This window comes from Aquisphaera insulae (assembly GCF_011064615.1).
Taxonomy (GTDB): Bacteria; Planctomycetota; Planctomycetia; order Isosphaerales; family Isosphaeraceae; genus Aquisphaera; species Aquisphaera insulae.
In genome coordinates this window covers 104656-121026 of sequence record NZ_JAALJH010000017.1, presented here as the reverse complement: position 1 = coordinate 121026, position 16371 = coordinate 104656, and the positions used below count along the sequence as shown (strand labels likewise).

At 70.1% G+C, this 16371-nt stretch carries 14 protein-coding genes; 10 read left to right on the top strand and 4 right to left on the bottom strand.

Translation table 11 applies throughout. From position 1 onward, the window contains the following. Positions 1 to 243: 243 nt before the first annotated feature. The 8 genes from G6O54_RS12315 to G6O54_RS12280 all read left to right on the top strand — a co-directional run bounded on the left by G6O54_RS12315 (position 244) and on the right by G6O54_RS12280 (position 8924). Positions 244 to 486 carry a hypothetical protein gene (locus tag G6O54_RS12315; protein ID WP_165225442.1) on the top strand — a complete coding sequence of 81 codons (243 nt, stop codon included), beginning with the start codon at positions 244 to 246 and terminating at the stop codon, positions 484 to 486. A gap of 101 nt (positions 487 to 587) precedes the next feature. Further along, positions 588 to 1286 (top strand): response regulator transcription factor, encoded by a 699-nt coding sequence (locus G6O54_RS12310; protein ID WP_165225439.1) that lies wholly within the window; start codon positions 588 to 590, stop codon positions 1284 to 1286. After that, entirely contained in the window at positions 1283 to 2782 is a 1500-nt protein-coding gene (locus G6O54_RS12305) for a sensor histidine kinase (protein ID WP_165225436.1), read from the top strand. Before G6O54_RS12310 ends, G6O54_RS12305 begins: the two co-directional genes overlap by 4 nt. Before the next feature lie 464 nt (positions 2783 to 3246). After that, positions 3247 to 4101 carry an alpha/beta fold hydrolase gene (locus G6O54_RS12300; RefSeq protein ID WP_165225433.1) on the top strand — a complete coding sequence of 285 codons (855 nt, stop codon included), beginning with the start codon at positions 3247 to 3249 and terminating at the stop codon, positions 4099 to 4101. Between the two features lie 108 nt (positions 4102 to 4209). After that, positions 4210 to 4893: a GNAT family N-acetyltransferase gene (locus G6O54_RS37330; protein WP_205678750.1), complete on the top strand. Its 684-nt coding sequence runs from the start codon at positions 4210 to 4212 to the stop codon at positions 4891 to 4893. Positions 4894 to 5177: 284 nt separating this feature from the next. Then, positions 5178 to 5540, top strand: a complete 363-nt coding sequence (locus tag G6O54_RS12290) for a hypothetical protein (protein ID WP_165225430.1) — start codon at positions 5178 to 5180, stop codon at positions 5538 to 5540. 139 nt (positions 5541 to 5679) lie between these two features. Next, positions 5680 to 7068: an amidohydrolase family protein gene (locus G6O54_RS12285; RefSeq protein WP_165225427.1), complete on the top strand. Its 1389-nt coding sequence runs from the start codon at positions 5680 to 5682 to the stop codon at positions 7066 to 7068. A 146-nt stretch (positions 7069 to 7214) separates the two neighbouring features. Next, on the top strand, positions 7215 to 8924 hold the full coding sequence (locus tag G6O54_RS12280) for an ABC transporter permease (protein ID WP_165225424.1): 1710 nt from the start codon (positions 7215 to 7217) through the stop codon (positions 8922 to 8924). A gap of 147 nt (positions 8925 to 9071) precedes the next feature. Here G6O54_RS12280 and G6O54_RS12275 read toward each other — a convergent pair whose 3' ends face one another. The 4 genes from G6O54_RS12275 to G6O54_RS12260 all read right to left on the bottom strand — a co-directional run bounded on the left by G6O54_RS12275 (position 9072) and on the right by G6O54_RS12260 (position 13318). After that, positions 9072 to 9350, bottom strand: a complete 279-nt coding sequence (locus G6O54_RS12275; RefSeq protein ID WP_165225421.1) for a hypothetical protein — start codon at positions 9348 to 9350, stop codon at positions 9072 to 9074. A gap of 240 nt (positions 9351 to 9590) precedes the next feature. Further along, positions 9591 to 11072, bottom strand: coding sequence for a hypothetical protein (locus G6O54_RS37865; RefSeq protein WP_250846851.1), 1482 nt, complete (start codon positions 11070 to 11072; stop codon positions 9591 to 9593). 184 nt (positions 11073 to 11256) lie between these two features. Further along, on the bottom strand, positions 11257 to 12684 hold the full coding sequence (locus G6O54_RS12265) for an ABC1 kinase family protein (RefSeq protein ID WP_165225418.1): 1428 nt from the start codon (positions 12682 to 12684) through the stop codon (positions 11257 to 11259). A 4-nt stretch (positions 12685 to 12688) separates the two neighbouring features. After that, entirely contained in the window at positions 12689 to 13318 is a 630-nt protein-coding gene (locus G6O54_RS12260) for a TetR/AcrR family transcriptional regulator (protein ID WP_165225415.1), read from the bottom strand. A gap of 275 nt (positions 13319 to 13593) precedes the next feature. Here G6O54_RS12260 and tet point away from each other — a divergent pair, with 275 nt between their 5' ends. Together tet and G6O54_RS12250 are read left to right on the top strand one after the other, a co-directional pair. Beyond that, complete coding sequence (tet, locus tag G6O54_RS12255; RefSeq protein ID WP_205678749.1) at positions 13594 to 14802, top strand: Tet(A)/Tet(B)/Tet(C) family tetracycline efflux MFS transporter; 1209 nt, start codon at positions 13594 to 13596, stop codon at positions 14800 to 14802. A gap of 1103 nt (positions 14803 to 15905) precedes the next feature. Further along, positions 15906 to 16328, top strand: a complete 423-nt coding sequence (locus tag G6O54_RS12250; protein ID WP_165225412.1) for a hypothetical protein — start codon at positions 15906 to 15908, stop codon at positions 16326 to 16328. Positions 16329 to 16371 lie beyond the last annotated feature (43 nt).

The following is a 16371-nucleotide window of genomic DNA, read 5'->3' as shown; positions in this document are numbered from 1 at the left end:
GACCTCCGTTAGCGGGAGTTTAAATTCGCCTCATGAAGGCCGGCGGTCGCCCGGCTGGCCCGTCGAACACCTCCAAGCTTCGGGGCCAATTCCAGTAACCCCACGCCGCGGCAAGCCTTGCGTCGACCTAAGGCGGAATTAATCCGCGGCTCATCGTGGGTTAAGGGGCGACCCGTAAGCTTCCCCCGGTCGGCCGCGGGAAGTCCCTGTCGCTGTCCCCGTCGCCTCGTGGGAGAGAACACCATGGGTTCATCCGCATTCGAAGTGCTGGTCCTCCCGACGTGCCGGGCCGTCGGCCTCAGCCTCGCCTCGGGGGTTGTCATCGTGAACGTCATGAGGCGGCTCGACCTCCTGATCGCGGTGCTGCCCGGCTTCCTGGCCGATCGCCTCGACGCCCGGGGCGCCGGCTCCGCGGGGGCTGCCGCATGGTGCCCAGCGTTCCGGCGACGGGCGGAGCCTCGTGGCCACGACGACCCGGAAGGGTGATCGGCCGGCGGCCATGGCCGCCGGATGTGACGTCCTCCCCGAAGCTTCGGCATACAATGAGGACGGGTGGGCGTTCGGGTAAGGTGAGGGGAGGGCATGGCATGGGCGTTCGGATCCTGACGGTCGAGGACGACGAGCTGATCGCCGCCTCCGTCGTGCGCGGGCTGCGTGAGGAGGGGTTCACCGTCGAGCACGCCGCCGACGGTGAGGCCGCCTCCCTGGCCCTGCAAGGGGGTCGGTGGGACCTCGTCATCCTCGACTGGTGGCTGCCGGGCCGGGACGGCCTGAGCGTGCTCCGGGGGTTCCGCCAGCGCGACCGGGACACCCCCGTGCTGTTCCTCACCGCACGCGATGCCGTCTCCGATCGCGTGCGCGGGCTCGACGGCGGGGCCGACGACTACCTCTGCAAGCCGTTCGCCTTCGACGAGCTGCTGGCCCGCGTCCGCGCCCTGCTCCGTCGCGGCGAGGGCCGCGCGGGCACGACGCTGACGGCCGGCGACGTGGAGATCGACCTCGCCACTCAGAAGGCCCTCCGCGCCGGGCATCCGCTCGACCTGACGGCCAAGGAGTACGCGCTGCTCGTCTTCTTCCTCCGCCATCCCGGCCAGGTGCTCTCGCGGACAAGGATCTACGAGCACGTCTGGGACGAGCGCTACGACGGCATCTCGAACACGCTGGAGGTCCACGTCTTCGAGCTGAGGCGGAAGCTCGAGGCCCACGGCGGCCGACTGATCCAGACGCTCCGGGGCCGGGGCTACATGTTCGGGGATCCGCCCGGCGGGCCGGGGGAGGGATCATGAGCCTCTCGTCGCGGCTCTCGCTGTTCTTCCTGGGGGCACTGGCCGCGGTGCTGCTCGGCTTCTCCGGGACCCTGTACGTGCTCGGCCGCTCCTACCTGACCAGGCAGCTCGACGAGCACCTGGAGAAGGCCCTCGACACGCTGGAGGCGGCGGTCGACGTCGAGACCGACGGCCTGGAGTGGGAGCCGCAGGACCGGAGGCTGACGCTCGGCATGGACCCGGGCGTCGAGCACGTGCGCTGGGCCGTCCAGGCCGGGAACGGCGATCTGGTGGACCGATCTCCCAACGTCCGCGGTGCCGACTTCCCCCCGGGCCCCCTGACGGGGGTGTTTCCCGAGGTATTCGGCGACGCGACGGCGAGGGGCGAGGTCCCCGGTTGGCGGCTCGCCCGGCGGCACCTCCGCCTGCCGGAGCTCCAGCGGCTGGGGAAGGGGCATCCCCGGGATGACGGGCCCGATGACGACGTCGAGTACGCGGAGCTGATCCTCACCGTCGGCCTCTCGCCCGCCCCCGTCGAGGCCGGCCTCCAACGTCTGGCCCTGGCCCTGGCCGGGGTCTCGACGGCGCTCTGGCTGCTCTGCGCCGCGCTGGGCCGATGGCTCTGCCGCCGGGCCCTGATCCCGGTCGTGCAGATGGCGGAGGCCGCGCGGGAGATGACGACGGCCGACGAGCCGGGCGGCCTCCCCAGCCCGGGGACGGGCGACGAGCTGGAGGACCTCGGCCGTGCGTTCAACGACCTGCTCGCCCGGCGCCACGAGGCGCTCGAGCGGCAGCGGCGGTTCGCGGGCGACGCCTCGCACCAGCTTCGGACCCCGCTGGCGGGCCTGCTAAGCCTCGTCGAGGTGATCCGGCGCCGCCCTCGGGCCGCCGAGGAATACGAGCGGGCCCTGGACCAGGTCCACGGAGAGGCGACCCGCCTCCGCCAGATCGTCGATTCGCTGCTGTTCCTGGCCCGGGCGGAGGCCGAGGCGACCCCCCCCGAGGGGGAGCCCATCGACCTGACCGCCTGGACGGCCGCGCAGCTTCGGCGATGGTCGGGGCATCCGAGGGCGTCCGACCTCCGCCTCGAGGAGCCCGACCACCCGGTCTGGCTGCGGGCCAGCCCCGCGTTGCTCGCCCCGGTGCTGGAGAACCTCCTCGACAACGCCCTCAAGTACAGCGAGCCCGGCACGCCCGTGGCGGTCGCGTGCCGGCGGGAGGAGGGCCAATCGGCGCTGGCGGTCGAGGACCGCGGCTGCGGCCTGTCTCCGGAGGAAGTCCCCTCGATCTTCGAGCCGTTCTACCGCGCGCCGCGGTCCCATCGGCTGGGTCGCGCCGGGGTCGGCCTCGGCCTCTCGGTCGTGCAGCGGATCGTCACGGCCTCGGGCGGGACGATCGCGGTCGAGACGGCCCCCGGGCGCGGGACGCGCTTCGTGCTCCGCTTCCCGGCGTGCGAGCCGCCCATGGCCAGCCCGGCGCCGCCATCCCCCCCGGCACTCCAACCGGCGGGGCGATGACCCGACCGCCGAACCGATGCCAGGGCACGAAGCTCGCCGCGCATGGTAGGCCCGGGGATCGAATTCGTCCGGGCGGCCCCGCCCCTCAAGATGAATCCATGCCTCTCGCGTTGCCGAGAATCCTCCTCGGCTGGGCCCTTGCCGCCTGGCTCCCCGGCGCCTCCGCCTGGACCTCTTGCCCCTCCCACCGGCCATGCGGGATGGGGGATTCGTGGAGGGGCCATCGCCCGGTCAAGTAGGGCTTCCTCGGGGCCCACTTCCGCCCGGCTTGTCAGGTCCACGACACCCGTGAGAAGGCGCCCACGGCAAGCCTCCTGCTCGCTCGCCATGGGCGGACTGGGGCGTCGCATGAGGCGGGGCGTGCGCGACCCTCGGCGGCAAAATCCGCTATTCTGTCGAATGCGAGGGACGCCATTCGACCACTTCGGGGGACAGTCACCATCCAGGTGTCCGGAGATCCGACCATGAAGACGATCGCCTTGCTCGCCGTTCTGCTCGTGCCGGCCATCGCAACCGCCGAGGAGACGCCGACCGTGGGCTATGCGCCAGTCAATGGGCTGAAGATGTATTACGAGATCCACGGGCGCGGAGAGCCGGTGGTGATGCTCCACGGCGCGTTCATGGCCATCCCGGGCGACTGGGCCGGGTGGGTCGCCGAGCTTGCCAAGACCCGCAAGGTGATCGCCCTCGAGATGCAGGGCCACGGGCGGACGGCGGACATCCCCCGCCCGTTCCGCTCGGAGGACCTCGCCGACGATGTGGCGGCGCTGCTCGATTACCTCAAGATCCCGACCGCGGACATCATCGGCTACAGCATGGGCGGCGGCGTTGCTTTGCAGTGCGCGATCCGCCACCCGGAGAAGGTGCGCAAGGTCGTCATCATCTCGGCCGTGTTCCGCCAAGACGGCTGGGTCAAGGAAGGCGTCGACGCGCTCCCGAAGCTCACGGCCGAGACCTTCAAGGGCTCGCCCGTCGAGGCCGGCTACAAGAAGCTGAGCCCGACGCCCGACGCATTTCCGGAGTTCGTCAAGCACCTCGTCGAGTCGTTCTCGAAGCCCTATGACTTCGGCGCCGAGCGGCTGAAGGCCACCCGGGCCCCGATGTTCTTCATCCACGGCGATGCCGACGGCGTGCGGCTCGAGCACATCGCGGAGATGTACCGCCTCAAGGGGGGCGAGGTCCACGGCGACATGGGTTCGCGCTCGGACTCGCGACTGGCCATCCTGCCCAACACGACCCACGTCACCCTGATGGATCGGATGCCCGTCATCGTTCCCATGGTGAACGACTTCCTCGACGCGAAGCCGCAGAAGCCATGAGGCTCTCGATCGCGGCACACGATCCGCCCCCGCATCGCGACTATCTCCTCCCGCTCGGCTCGAACTCTCTCCGTGCGGACAGGTCCGGATTCTCAAGGAGCGGATGCGATGACGGCCCCCGCTTCTCCGCGACTCCAGCTCGAGACGCTGTATGTCCTGGACGGGCGCGGGCGGATCGCCTGCACGCGCGAGCCCAGGCCCTCGCCGGGGCCGAGGTTCGCCCTGATCCGCGGCGTCGCCGAGTGCGCCTGGGCCGTTCGCGCCGACATCGCCGATGAGGTGGCGGAGGAGCTTGCCGCCCTGGCGAGCCGGGAAAGGCCGTCCGGACCGTGGGAACGTCCGCCAACCCACGCGGGTGCGTATCAGGCGGTGCTGGGCGGCCGAATCGGCTGGTGGGGCCCGGCATTCGCGTTCCCCGAGGGGCTCCGGTCCGTCGCCGCGGTCGAGGAGATCCACGACGAGTCGCGGCTCGGCACCCACTTCTCGGGATGGGTCGCGGGCGAGTTCGCGGCGGGGGCCTCGCCCGTCATGGCCCTGATCGAGGACGGGGCGCCGGTGAGCGTCTGCTTCTGCGCCCGCCGCTCGGACGTCGCCGCCGAGGCCGGCCTCGAGACGGCGGCGAACTACCGGCGTCGAGGCCACGCGGCCCGCGTGACGTCGGCCTGGGCGGATGCCGTCCGGGCCTCGGGACGTACCCCCCTCTACAGCACGTCGTGGGATAACCCGGGTTCGCTGGCCGTGGCGAGGTCGCTCGGACTGGCGATCTACGCCACCGACTGGAGCGTCGCCTAGGACGGTCGATCTCCCCTCGATTCGGGACCCCGAAGAACGGAGGGCCGGACGGCCCGAGCCGACGGTTGACGACGCGTCCCGGCACGCCCGTGCCAGCCGCGTCCCTGGTGCGGGATCGTCCCCGCGACGACAGGGCCGCACGGCCCCTCGCTGCCCCGCCCCGCCTCGCCCGTGCCGGGGGCGATGGTGCTTACTTTTCCGGGGGGGCGCCGGCCCGCACCCCTCGCGTGTGATAGGCTTGGTGACCAAATCCCTCCAGGCGGCCGCGTCCCTTAAGGTGAACCATGCGTCTCACATTCCCGACAATCCTCCTGGCCGGAGCGTTCGCCGCCTGGCTCCCCGCCGCCTCCGCTCAGACCCCCTGCCCCTCCTACCGGCCCTGCGGGGCCGGGGATACCTGGACGGGCAATCGCCTGGTCAAGCAGGGCTTCTTCGGGGCGGACTTCCGCCCGGCGTGCCAGGGCCATGATACCTGCGAGCGAGCGCCCCGGGACTGCGACCGTCAGTTCCTCCGCGACATGTACGCGGCCTGCGAGAACTCGACCGATCCGAGTCGGTGCCGCCGGAAGGCGCGGAACTACTACATGGGCTCACGGGTTTATCACTCCATCGTGACGCCGCTGCGGAAGCTCCTCCATACCCAGTGACGCGGGCCCTACCTGGGCCTGCATCTCCGGACAAGTCGGGGGCGGGCCGATCATGGCCGTCGTGCTTGGAGCCGTTAGAATGAAGCGACGTTGACGGGCGTACGGCATCCCTCGCACAACCCCGGTCGGACCGAGCCCCATGAGACTGAGTCGCGCGTGCCTCGCCGTCTGGATCTGGTCCGCCGCCTGCGGCGCCGCGCCCGGGCAGGGCCAGGACCATTCGGTCGTCGGCTCGGACGTCTATCGGCGGATCCGGGCCGGGATCGACGCCGTCCGCGCCATCGACACTCACGACCACCTCTGGCCGTTCGACCGGCTCCCGGGCCTCATGGAGACGGACCGGGGCCGGGGCATGACCCTCTTCGGGCTCTGGGAGAGGAGCTACTACCCGCAGGTCGGGCCGCTCACGACCCGGAAGCCGGGCGAGCCGTTCGACGCGTGGTGGGCCCGCGCCCGGCACGACTTCGACAACGCCCGCGCCACCGGCTTCTACCGTTATCAGCTCCCCGCCTTCCGCGACCTCTACGGCGTCGACTTCGACACCCTCACCGACGACCAGGCCCGGGCGCTCGACGCCAAGGTGTTCGACAACTACCGCGACGATCGCTGGGTCCGCCACGTCGTCACCGAGCGGGCCAACATCGACCTGATGCTCAACGATCCCTACTGGGGCCGCCTCGACTTCCGCACCCACTACCCGTTCGAGGTCCTGGTCTTCAACGTCACCCCCCTCCTGGACGGCTTCCACCCGTCCGAGTTCAAGGAGCCCTCCGACGACCCCTACCGCTTCGCCCGCGACCGGGGGCTGCCGACGGCGACGCTCGACGACTACCTCGCCGTCCTGGACCGGCTCTTCCGCGAGGCGAAATCCCGGGGCGCCGTCTGCCTCAAGTCGACCAGGGCGTATTCGCGGACGCTCCGGTTCGAGGACGTGCCGAAGGGGCAGGCGGCGCGGATCTACGGCCGACCCCGGGGCGAGCTCACCCCGCAGGAGGTGCAGGACTTCCAGGACTTCATCATGTGGCGGCTCGTCGGCCTTAGCGCCGCGCACGGCCTGCCGTTCCAGATCCACACCGGGCACGGCAAGCTCCAAGGCTCTAACCCGTTGCTGCTGGTCGACCTGATCGAGGCCAACCCGAAGACGAAGTTCATCCTCTTCCACGGCGGCTACCCGTGGGTGGGCGAGACCGGCGCGATCGTCCTGCGGCACGGCCGGCACGTCTGGGTCGACTCGGTCTGGCTGCCGACGATCAGCCCGACGATGGCCCGCCGGGCGCTCCACGAGTGGCTGGAGGTCATGCCGTCGGACCGGATCCTCTGGGGTGCCGACTGCAACCACGCCGAGGGGATCTACGGCGCGACCGTCACCACCAGGGCCGTGCTCGCGGAGGTCCTCGCCGAGAAGGTCCTCCGCGGCGAGCTGGCCGAGGCCCATGCCGCCCGGATCGGCCGCCAGATCCTCCGCGAGAATGCGCTGGCCCTGTTCCCGCAGCTCAGGGACCGCCTCGGGCCGGACCGCGGCCGGTGAGGCGGGCATCCCGATACCGGATGCCTCTTGCCCTGGACTCACTTTGCGATATAAAGTTAGCCGGGGATCGGCTCCGGGCGCGGTCGGAATCGCGGCCCGGCTTCCGGTTCGAGGACCCTTGCTTCTGGAAGCAGGAGGCGGACCCGATGGGGATGCGCGGCTGGCCGAGCCCGGTCTTCGCCTATGAATGGCTGGCGGCCTCGCGGCGCTGGCAGGGCTATGCCCTGCGGTCCCTGCTGGTCCTGCTGCTGCTGATCGGCCTGTCGGGCGTCTGGCTGGGGAGCAGCACCGATGGCTCGGGGGATCTCTCGGTCGAGTCCCTGGCCGATCTCGGCCGGGGATTCTACGCCGTCACGACCCTGATCGTGCTCGGGCTGGTCGGCCTGGCGGCGCCGGCGGCGACGGCCGGGGCGATCTGCCAGGACAAGGCCCGGGGGAATCTGATCCTGCTGTTCGCGACCGGCCTGACCGACGCCGAGATCGTGCTGGGGAAGCTGGCTGCGCGGCTGGTGCCGGTGCTCGGCCTGATCGCCTGCGCCGCCCCGGTGCAGGTGCTGGCGACGCTCCTCGGCGGGGTCGACCCGGAGATGACGATCGGGGCGATCCTGGTCTGCCTGGCCTGCGGCGTCTTCGGCTGCACCCTGGCGCTGACGCTGTCGATCTGGGGCCGGAGGACGCACGAGGTGCTGCTGGCGACCTATGCCTTCGGCATCCTCTACCTGCTGGCGGCGCCGACCTGGGCGGGCCTGGTCTCGACGCTGCCCCCGTGGGCCTTCGCCCGGCTGCCGGGCTACCTGGCCCTGATGCCCTACAACCCGATCGTCCTGGTGCTGGCCCCGCTCAATGGCACGCCGCTGGTGCCGGTCGGGCTGGGGACGCAGGCCCGGTTCTGCGCGCTCGGGCTCATGACCTCGGCGCTGCTGGCCGCCGCGGCGACGTGGGGGATGCGGGCGGTGGTCATCCGGCAGGCCGGCGAGGGGGAGGCGGCGCGGCGGGCGGATCGGCGTGCGGGGGCCGGACTGGGCCGGCTCGCCCGGATTGTCCGCCACTTGCCGTCGCCGTCGCTCGACGGCAACCCGGTGCTCTGGCGCGAGTGGCACCGGCGGCGGCCGTCGCGCTGGTCGATCGCCGTCTGGGGCCTCTTCGGCCTGCTCGCGGTCGGGTTCAGCCTCTGGGCGATCGTCGACGCGCTCGCCCCCGCCGGATCGCGGAGCCACGAGGCGGGCGCGGTGATCGGCGGCTTGCAGGTGGCGGCCGGGTTGCTGCTCCTGAGCGTCTTCGCCCCGACGAGCCTGGCCGAGGAGCGCCAGCGCGGCAGCCTCGACGTGCTGCTGTCCACCCCGCTGTCGACGCGGTCGATCGTGCTGGGCAAGTGGTGCGGCGGCTTCCGCGGCGTCCCGCCGCTGGCGGTGCTGCCGACGCTGATCGCCGCGGCGCACGCGACGCACACCGGGTTCGTGCTGGCCCCGGTGCTGATCGGCGGCCTGATCCTGGCCTACGGCGCCGCGATCACCAGCCTGGGCCTGGCCCTGGCCACCTGGCTGCCCCGGATGGGCCAGGCCATCGGGCTGACCGCCGGTCTCTACGTTTTCGTGTCGATCGGGGCCCTCCCCATCGGGTCCCTCCTCTTCGGCAAGGGCCTCGGCGGGGCCAGCGACGGCTTCCCGGCGATCAGCCCGTTCTGGGGCGTCGGCCTGTCCACCGCCATCTTCGGCGGCGCGACCGGCCCGAGGCACGACATTGCTGTGCAGGCCGCGTGGCTCACCCTCTGGATCGTCGCGTACGGCCTCGTGTCGGCCGGCCTGCTGGTGGCGACCCTGAAGACGTTCAACCGCTGCCTCGGCCGGATCCGATGACCGGGAGTGAAGAGTGTCTCGCCCGGGTCCAGGTCCGTGCGCCAGCACATTCTCGACGACGAGTAAGGCGGCCTTCCCGCGCCACCGTGCAAGCGACCTGCCGATCGACGATCGCTCGGAGCGGTGTGGAGGTATTCCCCATCTCCCTTATGGCCACACCGGCCGGACGGTCATGGCGCGATGGGCATTGATCCATCGCTCGGCCGCCCGAACCTGGTCCTCGGCCGGGAGGAGCATCGTCGCGGAGCGTGGGAGGCGAGGATCGTAGCGACGCGCATAGGCGAGCATCTCGTCAAGGATCTCTTCCGGCAGTTCAGAGAGGACGAGGCCCGGATTCGCGGGGTCGAGAGACTGGAGGCAGTCCATCATCGCCTGATAACCGGTGATGGCGCCGTTCTCATACATCTCGATCAATCGTCGGATCATTCTTCCCGCCTCCTCATGCGATCGACCAGGTCATCTGCGTAATCCCACGCCTGCCAATGGGAGTTCCCCGGATTGTTCGGGCTGGTCTCGGCCTCCCATCTCTCAATCGGGGCGCCGTGTGCGAAAATGATACGCAGCATTGCGAGCTCGAACATCTCGTGGCCGATGACCGCCACAATGGCCTCGTCGCTGGCCAGGACGTCCTTTTCCTCACCAGGCGTACGCTCCCGGTGATCGAGCCTACGGCTTCGCCTCGCCCGGCTCCTTGCCGTCGATCAGCGACAGCAGCTCATCGGCCACGCGGTCCGTTTCCCGCCATTTCCTGTCCTTGATGCACGCTTCCAGGTTCTTCACGAGCGGCATCGCCTGCGCTTGCTTCCCCGATCGCCGAACCCAGCCCGAGAGCTCGCCCTGGATGCGGCGCATCTTGCGCTGGAACGCCTCGCCGGAGAAGCCCGACGGGCCGGCCTCGATCAGGGGTTCGTGCCGGAGGAATTTGGCGTAGGCGCGCAGGGCTTCGGGGTTCTCGGTGGCCCGGCGGAAGAAGTTGTCGCGCATCGCCTCGCCGCCGATGCCCCAGGAAAAAATGTTCACAAGAACGGCGCCGTGGTTGATCATCCGCCCCAGGTAGGTCTCCATCGTGGGCTCGCCGGGCATGCTCGTGGGAGAGACGTTGACCCCCTCGGCGGAGATCCACCCGGGCGCGCCGTGCTCCGCCAGGGCGGCGTGGATCTCCTTGAAGGTCGTCCCCTCGGGATAGGTGGAGAACCCCGGGCGATACGCGGGGCTGAAGGCCACCTCGGGCGGGGCGAAGTTGACCTTCACCGCGGCGGACTCGTCGGCGTCGGGCGTGCGGAGGCCCTGGCCGGTGAAGGCGATGTGGCAGAAGATCCGCGGCCGCGGCACCCCGCCGGCGTGGAGCGAATCGGCCCAGAGCTCCATGAACTCCTTGACGACCCGGACCCGTTCGAGGTCCGGATCCCGGGGCGGATGGCCTTCGCCGAATCCGCGGTGGAGGAGGGCCCGATAGCCCAGCGGTCGACCGGTCGCGAAGTCGCGGCCGATCTGCGTCTCCCAGCCGGCGATCACGCCCGCGAAGAGGTGCTCCTTCCCCTCGGATTTGAGCGTCGCCAGCTCGCGCGCGATCTCGGCGCCGATCAGCCCCGCGCGGTCCTTCACGGCGGACACGATGGCGGGGCTGTTGAAGCACATCTGGGGCGGGAACCGGGTCGGCTCGAGCCCCCAGTCGGCGCGGCGACCGGCGCTCGGCCGTTGCTTCCAGTCCGCGGTCTCGATGTTGTCGGGGTTGGACAGCAGGTCCTCGCGCCGGCCCCAGCTCATCGAGTCGTCGATGTGGAACGCGACGGCCACGTCGTTCTCCCGCGCGACCGCGAAGCAATCCCGGATGAACCGGCGCGTCTCCTGATCGGGCATGTCGAAGCAGAGCGGCCCGACGGCGAATCCCAGCTTGTGCCGCGCGTCTCCCGTGGTCCCGATCGCGCCGGCCACCTGGCGTACGAAGGTCTCCAGTTGTGACTTGCTCAGCGAGAAGCGGCCGGGCATCGGCGGAGGGCCCGCATACCCGGGGAGGCCGGTCATGAGCTGGAAGGTCAGGTATCGGGTCTCGGCGGCTTCCGCGAGCCTGGGTTCCGAGGCCCGGGCCTCGCTGCCGAAGGTCGCCGCCGCTCCGATCAGCAGGGTCGAGATCGCGAGGCGAATCACGGTGGCTCCTTGATGGGACTGGGGCTCCGGTCGTGAGCGAGCGAGCGAGCGACCTGGCCCGGTCCGTGCGAGAACGGGCCGGTTGGGTTGTTCCGTGCAGGAAGGGATACCCCGCCCGGAGGGCGGAGGTTTCAGCCGGCCATCGGGCGGGGGTCGCTTCGGCGGATCCCGGCCGGCCGGGACGTCAGTGTCTCGCCGCGTGGTCGCTCCGGTCCCAGCCGGTGGCGCGGACTTCCCGGTCCGCGATCTCGGCGAGGTTGATCCTCGCCCGCAGGCGGTAGAGGAGGGATCGCACGCCGAATTGCTGACGGGCGAGCGCGGGGGTGCAGGGACGGCTCCGCGAGTACCGCTTGCGGACCATCTCGACGAAGAGGTCCACCCCGCGGCGGAACTCCGCCTCGTCGCCGAAGTCGAAATCGCCGGCCGTGTACCGCGATCGCCATTGCCAGTCGGCGAATCGCTCATACAGCCGCACGCGCTCGTCCTCGGCCGTGTCCTCGCCGATCCACGACCATTCCTTCACGCAGGCGATGCGGTCCTCGATCCGCCCGCTCGCCATCGCCAGATCGACCTTCTCCATGAGGGCCCAGGTCGCGTCGTCCAGCTCGACCATGAACCCGAAGTCGATCACGCCGAGGCGGCCGTCCTCCAGGAACACGAAATTGCCCGGGTGCATGTCGCCGTAGACCGTCCGGCCGGCGTACAGCATCCGGAGCCACGCGGTCACGATCTTGCGGGCGAAGGCGTCTCGCCGCTCCTGGGGCGGGTCGGCGGCGAGGAACTCGTCGAGGTGCAGTCCCTCCAGCCATTCGGTCGTCAGGACGCGCGAGGTCGAATGCTCCGGATGGACGCGGGGGATCACGATGCCGTCGTCCTCGCGAAAGAGGGCGCGCATCCTCGTCGTCGTGTCCGCCTCGCGCTCGTAGTCGGTCTCTCGCTCCAGCCGCAAACGCAGGTCGTCGAGCTGCTCGCGGGTGTTCTGCCAGTCGCGATCGAGGCGGCCGGGCGTCAGCAGCAGCAGGAGGTTGCGGACGTCGTCGCGGATCGCCCGGGCGATGCCGGGATACTGCACCTTGACCGCGACCGCCCGCCCGGATTTCAGCGTCGCCCGGTGCACCTGGCCCAGCGACGCGGCGGCGACGGCCCTCTTTTCGAACGAGGCGAAGACCCTGCCCGGGTCGTCGCCGAGCTCGCGGAGGACCAGCTCCTCGATCAGGGACCAGTGCATCGGCGGGGCGGACCAGTGGAGCCGCTCGAGCGTCTCCACGAACTCCGCCGGGACGATGTCCGGGAAGTTCGCCAGCGTCTGGCCGACCTTCATGACGGCCCCGCGGAGGTAGCCCATGGAGTCCAGCACCCGCACGGCGGTCCGCCAGTGGGTCTCCGCGAGGTGCCGCTGGTTGTCGTCGGCATCCCTGAACCAGCCCCGCAGCCAGTGGAACAGATAGGCGGCCCCGATCTTGGCCTGGAGCGTCCCGAGTGCCCGGAGGCGGCGGAAGCGGCCCACGGGGACCGGCCGCAGCGACCAGGACTCCGGCATGAACACGGTCCGCTCCGTCGGCTCGTCGGCCGGCTCGGGGAGCGCACGGATCAGGTCGATCATCGATGCCATGGCCTCATCTCCCTCCCTCGCTCCTCGCGTCCTCGACCCTCTGGCCGTTCAGCCAGCCCACGAACATCTCCAGCGATTGATCCAGCAGCGCGAGCGTGTCCTCCTCGCGCGGGGATCGGTCCTTCGCCCAGAAGGCCAGGACGCCCGCGAAGAGCGTCCAGTAGATTTGCAGGGCCGGGCCCGACAGGGCCTCATGCCGCCCGTGCCGGCTCGCGATCCGGACCACGGCCTCCAAATGGGTAACCCGCAGCGACGGCGATTCCCCGTCGCGGGCCATCGCCAGGGGCGAGAGCGTCGTCTCCATCACCGCCGGCAAGAACGCCCGGTACGGGGCGAGCTTCCGCAAGACCGCGGCGACGAGGGCGAACAGCTCCTCCTCCAGGGTCCGCGACCCGGCCTTTCCCTGACCGCCCGCGAACGGCCCCACGGCCTCGGCGTGGGCCTCCCCCACCAGGTCCTCGACGATCGCCTCCTTCGTCGCGAAGTAGTTGAACAGCGTGCCCGCCGCGATCCCCGCCGACCGCGCGATGTCGCGCGTCGTGGTCGCGTCGAACCCCTGCCCCCCGAACAACCCCCGGGCCACCTCCAGTATCCGCCGACGGGTGGCCGCCTTCGTCTCCGCCGACACACGCATTCCCCGCTCCTTCCCCTCGTGTTTTTGTGAGCGTGCTCATATTGTAGCGGGGCGCGAGGGGCCGTCAAGAATAAAATGAGCGTGCTCATATTTGCGCGGCGGCGACCCCACGCGGCGGCGTACCTCGATGTGTTGACTGGACGTGGGGGAGGGGACGAGCCTTCCGTCGGACGACCCGGAGTGGGATTTCCCACGACGCGTCCCGAACCCCGCCCGGGCGGCGCGTGTCTGCGCCGGGACTCATTCTCCCGAACCGTTTCCTGCGAGGTCACGCTTTGATTCATCGAGCCCTGATCGTCATCCTGGCGACGGTCGCCCTCGACGCGGTGGGGATCGGCCTGGCCATGCCGGTCATCCCGACCCTGCTACGCGACTTGTCGCATGAGACGCGTATCGCCGGCCGCTTCGGCTATTTCATGGCGATCTATCCGCTGATGCAGTTCCTGTTCTCGTCCGTGCTCGGCCGCCTGAGCGACCGGTACGGCCGCCGGCCGGTCCTGCTGGTCTCGCTGGGCGTGGCGTCGGTCGATTACCTGATCATGGGGCTCTCGCCGGCCCTGGGGATCCTGTATGTCGGGCGGGTGCTGGCCGGGATGACGGGGGCCAACCTGGCCGTGGCGACGGCCTACATCGCCGACATCTCCGGCCCGGACGAGCGGGCGAGGCGGTTCGGGTTCATGAATGCCTGCTTCGGCCTCGGGTTCGTCGCCGGCCCGCTCCTTGGCGGGCTGGCCGGCAGCTTCTCGCCGCGCTATCCGTTCCTGCTCGCCGCCGGGTTCAGCGGCCTGAATCTCCTGATGGGGATCTTCGTGCTCCCCGAGTCGCACCGGCCGGGGGCCGCCTCGGATCGGGAGGGGCGGAGCTTCGTCGGTTCGCTGCTGTCGATCCGCGGCAACCGCACGCTCCTGCCGCTGCTCCTGATCTACTTCCTGATCAACCTGATCGGCCAGATCCCGGGATCGTTGTGGATCATCAACGGGGAGGACCGGTTCGGCTGGGATATCCGGATGGTGGGCCTGACCTTCGCCGCGTTCGGCATCCTCCACGCGGTCGCGCAGGCCTTCTTCACCGAGCCGACGACCCGCCGCTTCGGCGAGCGCGGGGCGATCCTGCTGGGGGTCGCCTGCGATTGCGCCGCGTTCATCGCGATGGCCCTGATCACGAAGGGCTGGATGGTCTTCGCGATCATGTTCCTGTTCACCGCCGGCGGGATCGCCCTGCCGGCGTTCCAGGCCCTGCTGTCCCGGCAGGTGAGCGAGGAGCACCAGGGCGAGCTGCAGGGGACGCTGGTCAGCCTTACGAGCCTGACCGAGGTGATCGGCCCGATCGCCGCCACGAGCCTCTACGCGGCGTCGCCGCCCTCGTCCCCGGGCCTGGTCTGGCTGGTGGGGGCCGGCCTCTACGTGCTCTGCGTCCCGGTCATCCTCCGCCAGATGGCGGCATCCCGCGGGCCGTCGATCGAGGCGGTTGAAGCAGCCCCGTAGTCTCGGCCCGCGCTCGTGCTGGCCGACCGCGGAGGGCTCGACCTCGACGCGACCGTCGCCAGCGACCCGCCGGAGTTCGGGGCCCGGGGCAAGTCGGGCTGCCGCATGCTGACCTGCGGCCATCTCATCGGCGAGGTGATCCGGCGGATCACCGGCCGGAGCCCTGCCCTCGAGCGGTCGTCGCGAGGATCCACCGGGCTTTCGATCCCCCACCGACATGAAGTATCTTGATCGAGGCGGATTCGCGAAGACAGGGAACGATCGGGGGCGCGGAGATGTGGGCTGTCGTCCTCATCGCACTGGCCTGGATCATCGAGATCGGTTGGGTTATCTCGTATGTCATCAAGTATCGATACTGGAAATCCGTGATCCGCTCCGCCGAGGAGAGGCAGGGCGGGCCCACGCGGCTCGACGCCCGGACTCTCGTCGCGATCCACGACGTCCGGCAGCTCAACCGGGACGAGGCCTGGTTCAATGCCTACCTGCTCTATCACCTGCCGGTTTCCCTCCTGGTTCGCCTGGCGACCGGTCGATTTCACATCCTCCATCGCGGCGGACATGTGATCTTCATCCCGAATATCCGCGGCCACGGCGGCCCTCTACACCCTGCTCGCATGGCGGCTGTTCGGGCCGCGAACCTGATCCCGTGGGCCCATCGACGAGAGGTCGTCGGCCGTGCTTCCCCCCTCGGCTCCACGCCCTCGCCGGCGCTTCGAACTCGAGGATTCCGGAGAATCTCCCTTGGCGGAACTCCCGGCAAGACCCGTGGGATGTTCCGCTCCATCGCGTGCAGCATTCTCATCGGCCGAGCCAGGTTCCCTCCCGCCGCGCCGAACGGGAGGGGCGACGGAGATTCGCGAGCCTGCCTTCGGGTGAGGTTGGGCCCGGCAACGGGGAGTCGCATTCGGCGGGAATCGAGGCGGGTATCCATACCAATGCGTGCTCTGCGTTCCGGTCATCCTCCGCCCGATGGCGGCCTCGCCGCCCGGGAGGCCCCCGCACCGCCGCGGCCCTCGTGGTATCATCGACCGTCTCGGTGACCAGGGCCGCAGTGGGCCGTCGTCAGGAGGCGGGCATGCGACGGCACCCCCGAGCGAATGAAGATGCGACACCTGATGGCCTTTATCGCCTTCGCCGCGGTCGGTCTTTGCCTCGACTCCTGTGCGGGGGCCATCTGGGATGGCGCGTTCCCCTTGCAGGTCGACCTGGTGGGCAGCGGAGGCCATTCCATCGTCGCGGTGGCCGCCAGATCCTTCGCATCCAAGGACGAGATCGAGCACGAGCTGGCCCATCCTGACTGCCCTGAGTCGCGACTCGAGGAGATCCGCTGGGGCGCCGACCAATCATTCGAGGTCCGGGTGCGTTGCAGCGGGACAAAATCAATGATGTCCCGGCGGGAATTGTCCTATTTCCAGCATCGGTTCCTACTGGTGCGTGTCGAGTACGCGGACGGTGCACGCCGAGTGCTTTCGCTGGCGATCCCCGACGGTCGCGTCACGCGGCATCTGACGGCTCAAATCCGATGAAGTCCCGGGGCACCCTTTGATATGATGTCCCGCACGACCCCGG

Bases quoted from the DNA above. Each gene is read 5' to 3' on its own strand.
- G6O54_RS12315 (WP_165225442.1), top strand. From the start codon at position 244: ATGGGTTCATCCGCATTCGAAGTGCTGGTCCTCCCGACGTGCCGGGCC.
- G6O54_RS12310 (WP_165225439.1), top strand. From the start codon at position 588: ATGGGCGTTCGGATCCTGACGGTCGAGGACGACGAGCTGATCGCCGCC.
- G6O54_RS12305 (WP_165225436.1), top strand. From the start codon at position 1,283: ATGAGCCTCTCGTCGCGGCTCTCGCTGTTCTTCCTGGGGGCACTGGCC.
- G6O54_RS12300 (WP_165225433.1), top strand. From the start codon at position 3,247: ATGAAGACGATCGCCTTGCTCGCCGTTCTGCTCGTGCCGGCCATCGCA.
- G6O54_RS37330 (WP_205678750.1), top strand. From the start codon at position 4,210: ATGACGGCCCCCGCTTCTCCGCGACTCCAGCTCGAGACGCTGTATGTC.
- G6O54_RS12290 (WP_165225430.1), top strand. From the start codon at position 5,178: ATGCGTCTCACATTCCCGACAATCCTCCTGGCCGGAGCGTTCGCCGCC.
- G6O54_RS12285 (WP_165225427.1), top strand. From the start codon at position 5,680: ATGAGACTGAGTCGCGCGTGCCTCGCCGTCTGGATCTGGTCCGCCGCC.
- G6O54_RS12280 (WP_165225424.1), top strand. From the start codon at position 7,215: ATGGGGATGCGCGGCTGGCCGAGCCCGGTCTTCGCCTATGAATGGCTG.
- G6O54_RS12275 (WP_165225421.1), bottom strand. From the start codon at position 9,350: ATGATCCGACGATTGATCGAGATGTATGAGAACGGCGCCATCACCGGT.
- G6O54_RS12265 (WP_165225418.1), bottom strand. From the start codon at position 12,684: ATGGCATCGATGATCGACCTGATCCGTGCGCTCCCCGAGCCGGCCGAC.
- G6O54_RS12260 (WP_165225415.1), bottom strand. From the start codon at position 13,318: ATGCGTGTGTCGGCGGAGACGAAGGCGGCCACCCGTCGGCGGATACTG.
- G6O54_RS12250 (WP_165225412.1), top strand. From the start codon at position 15,906: ATGCGACACCTGATGGCCTTTATCGCCTTCGCCGCGGTCGGTCTTTGC.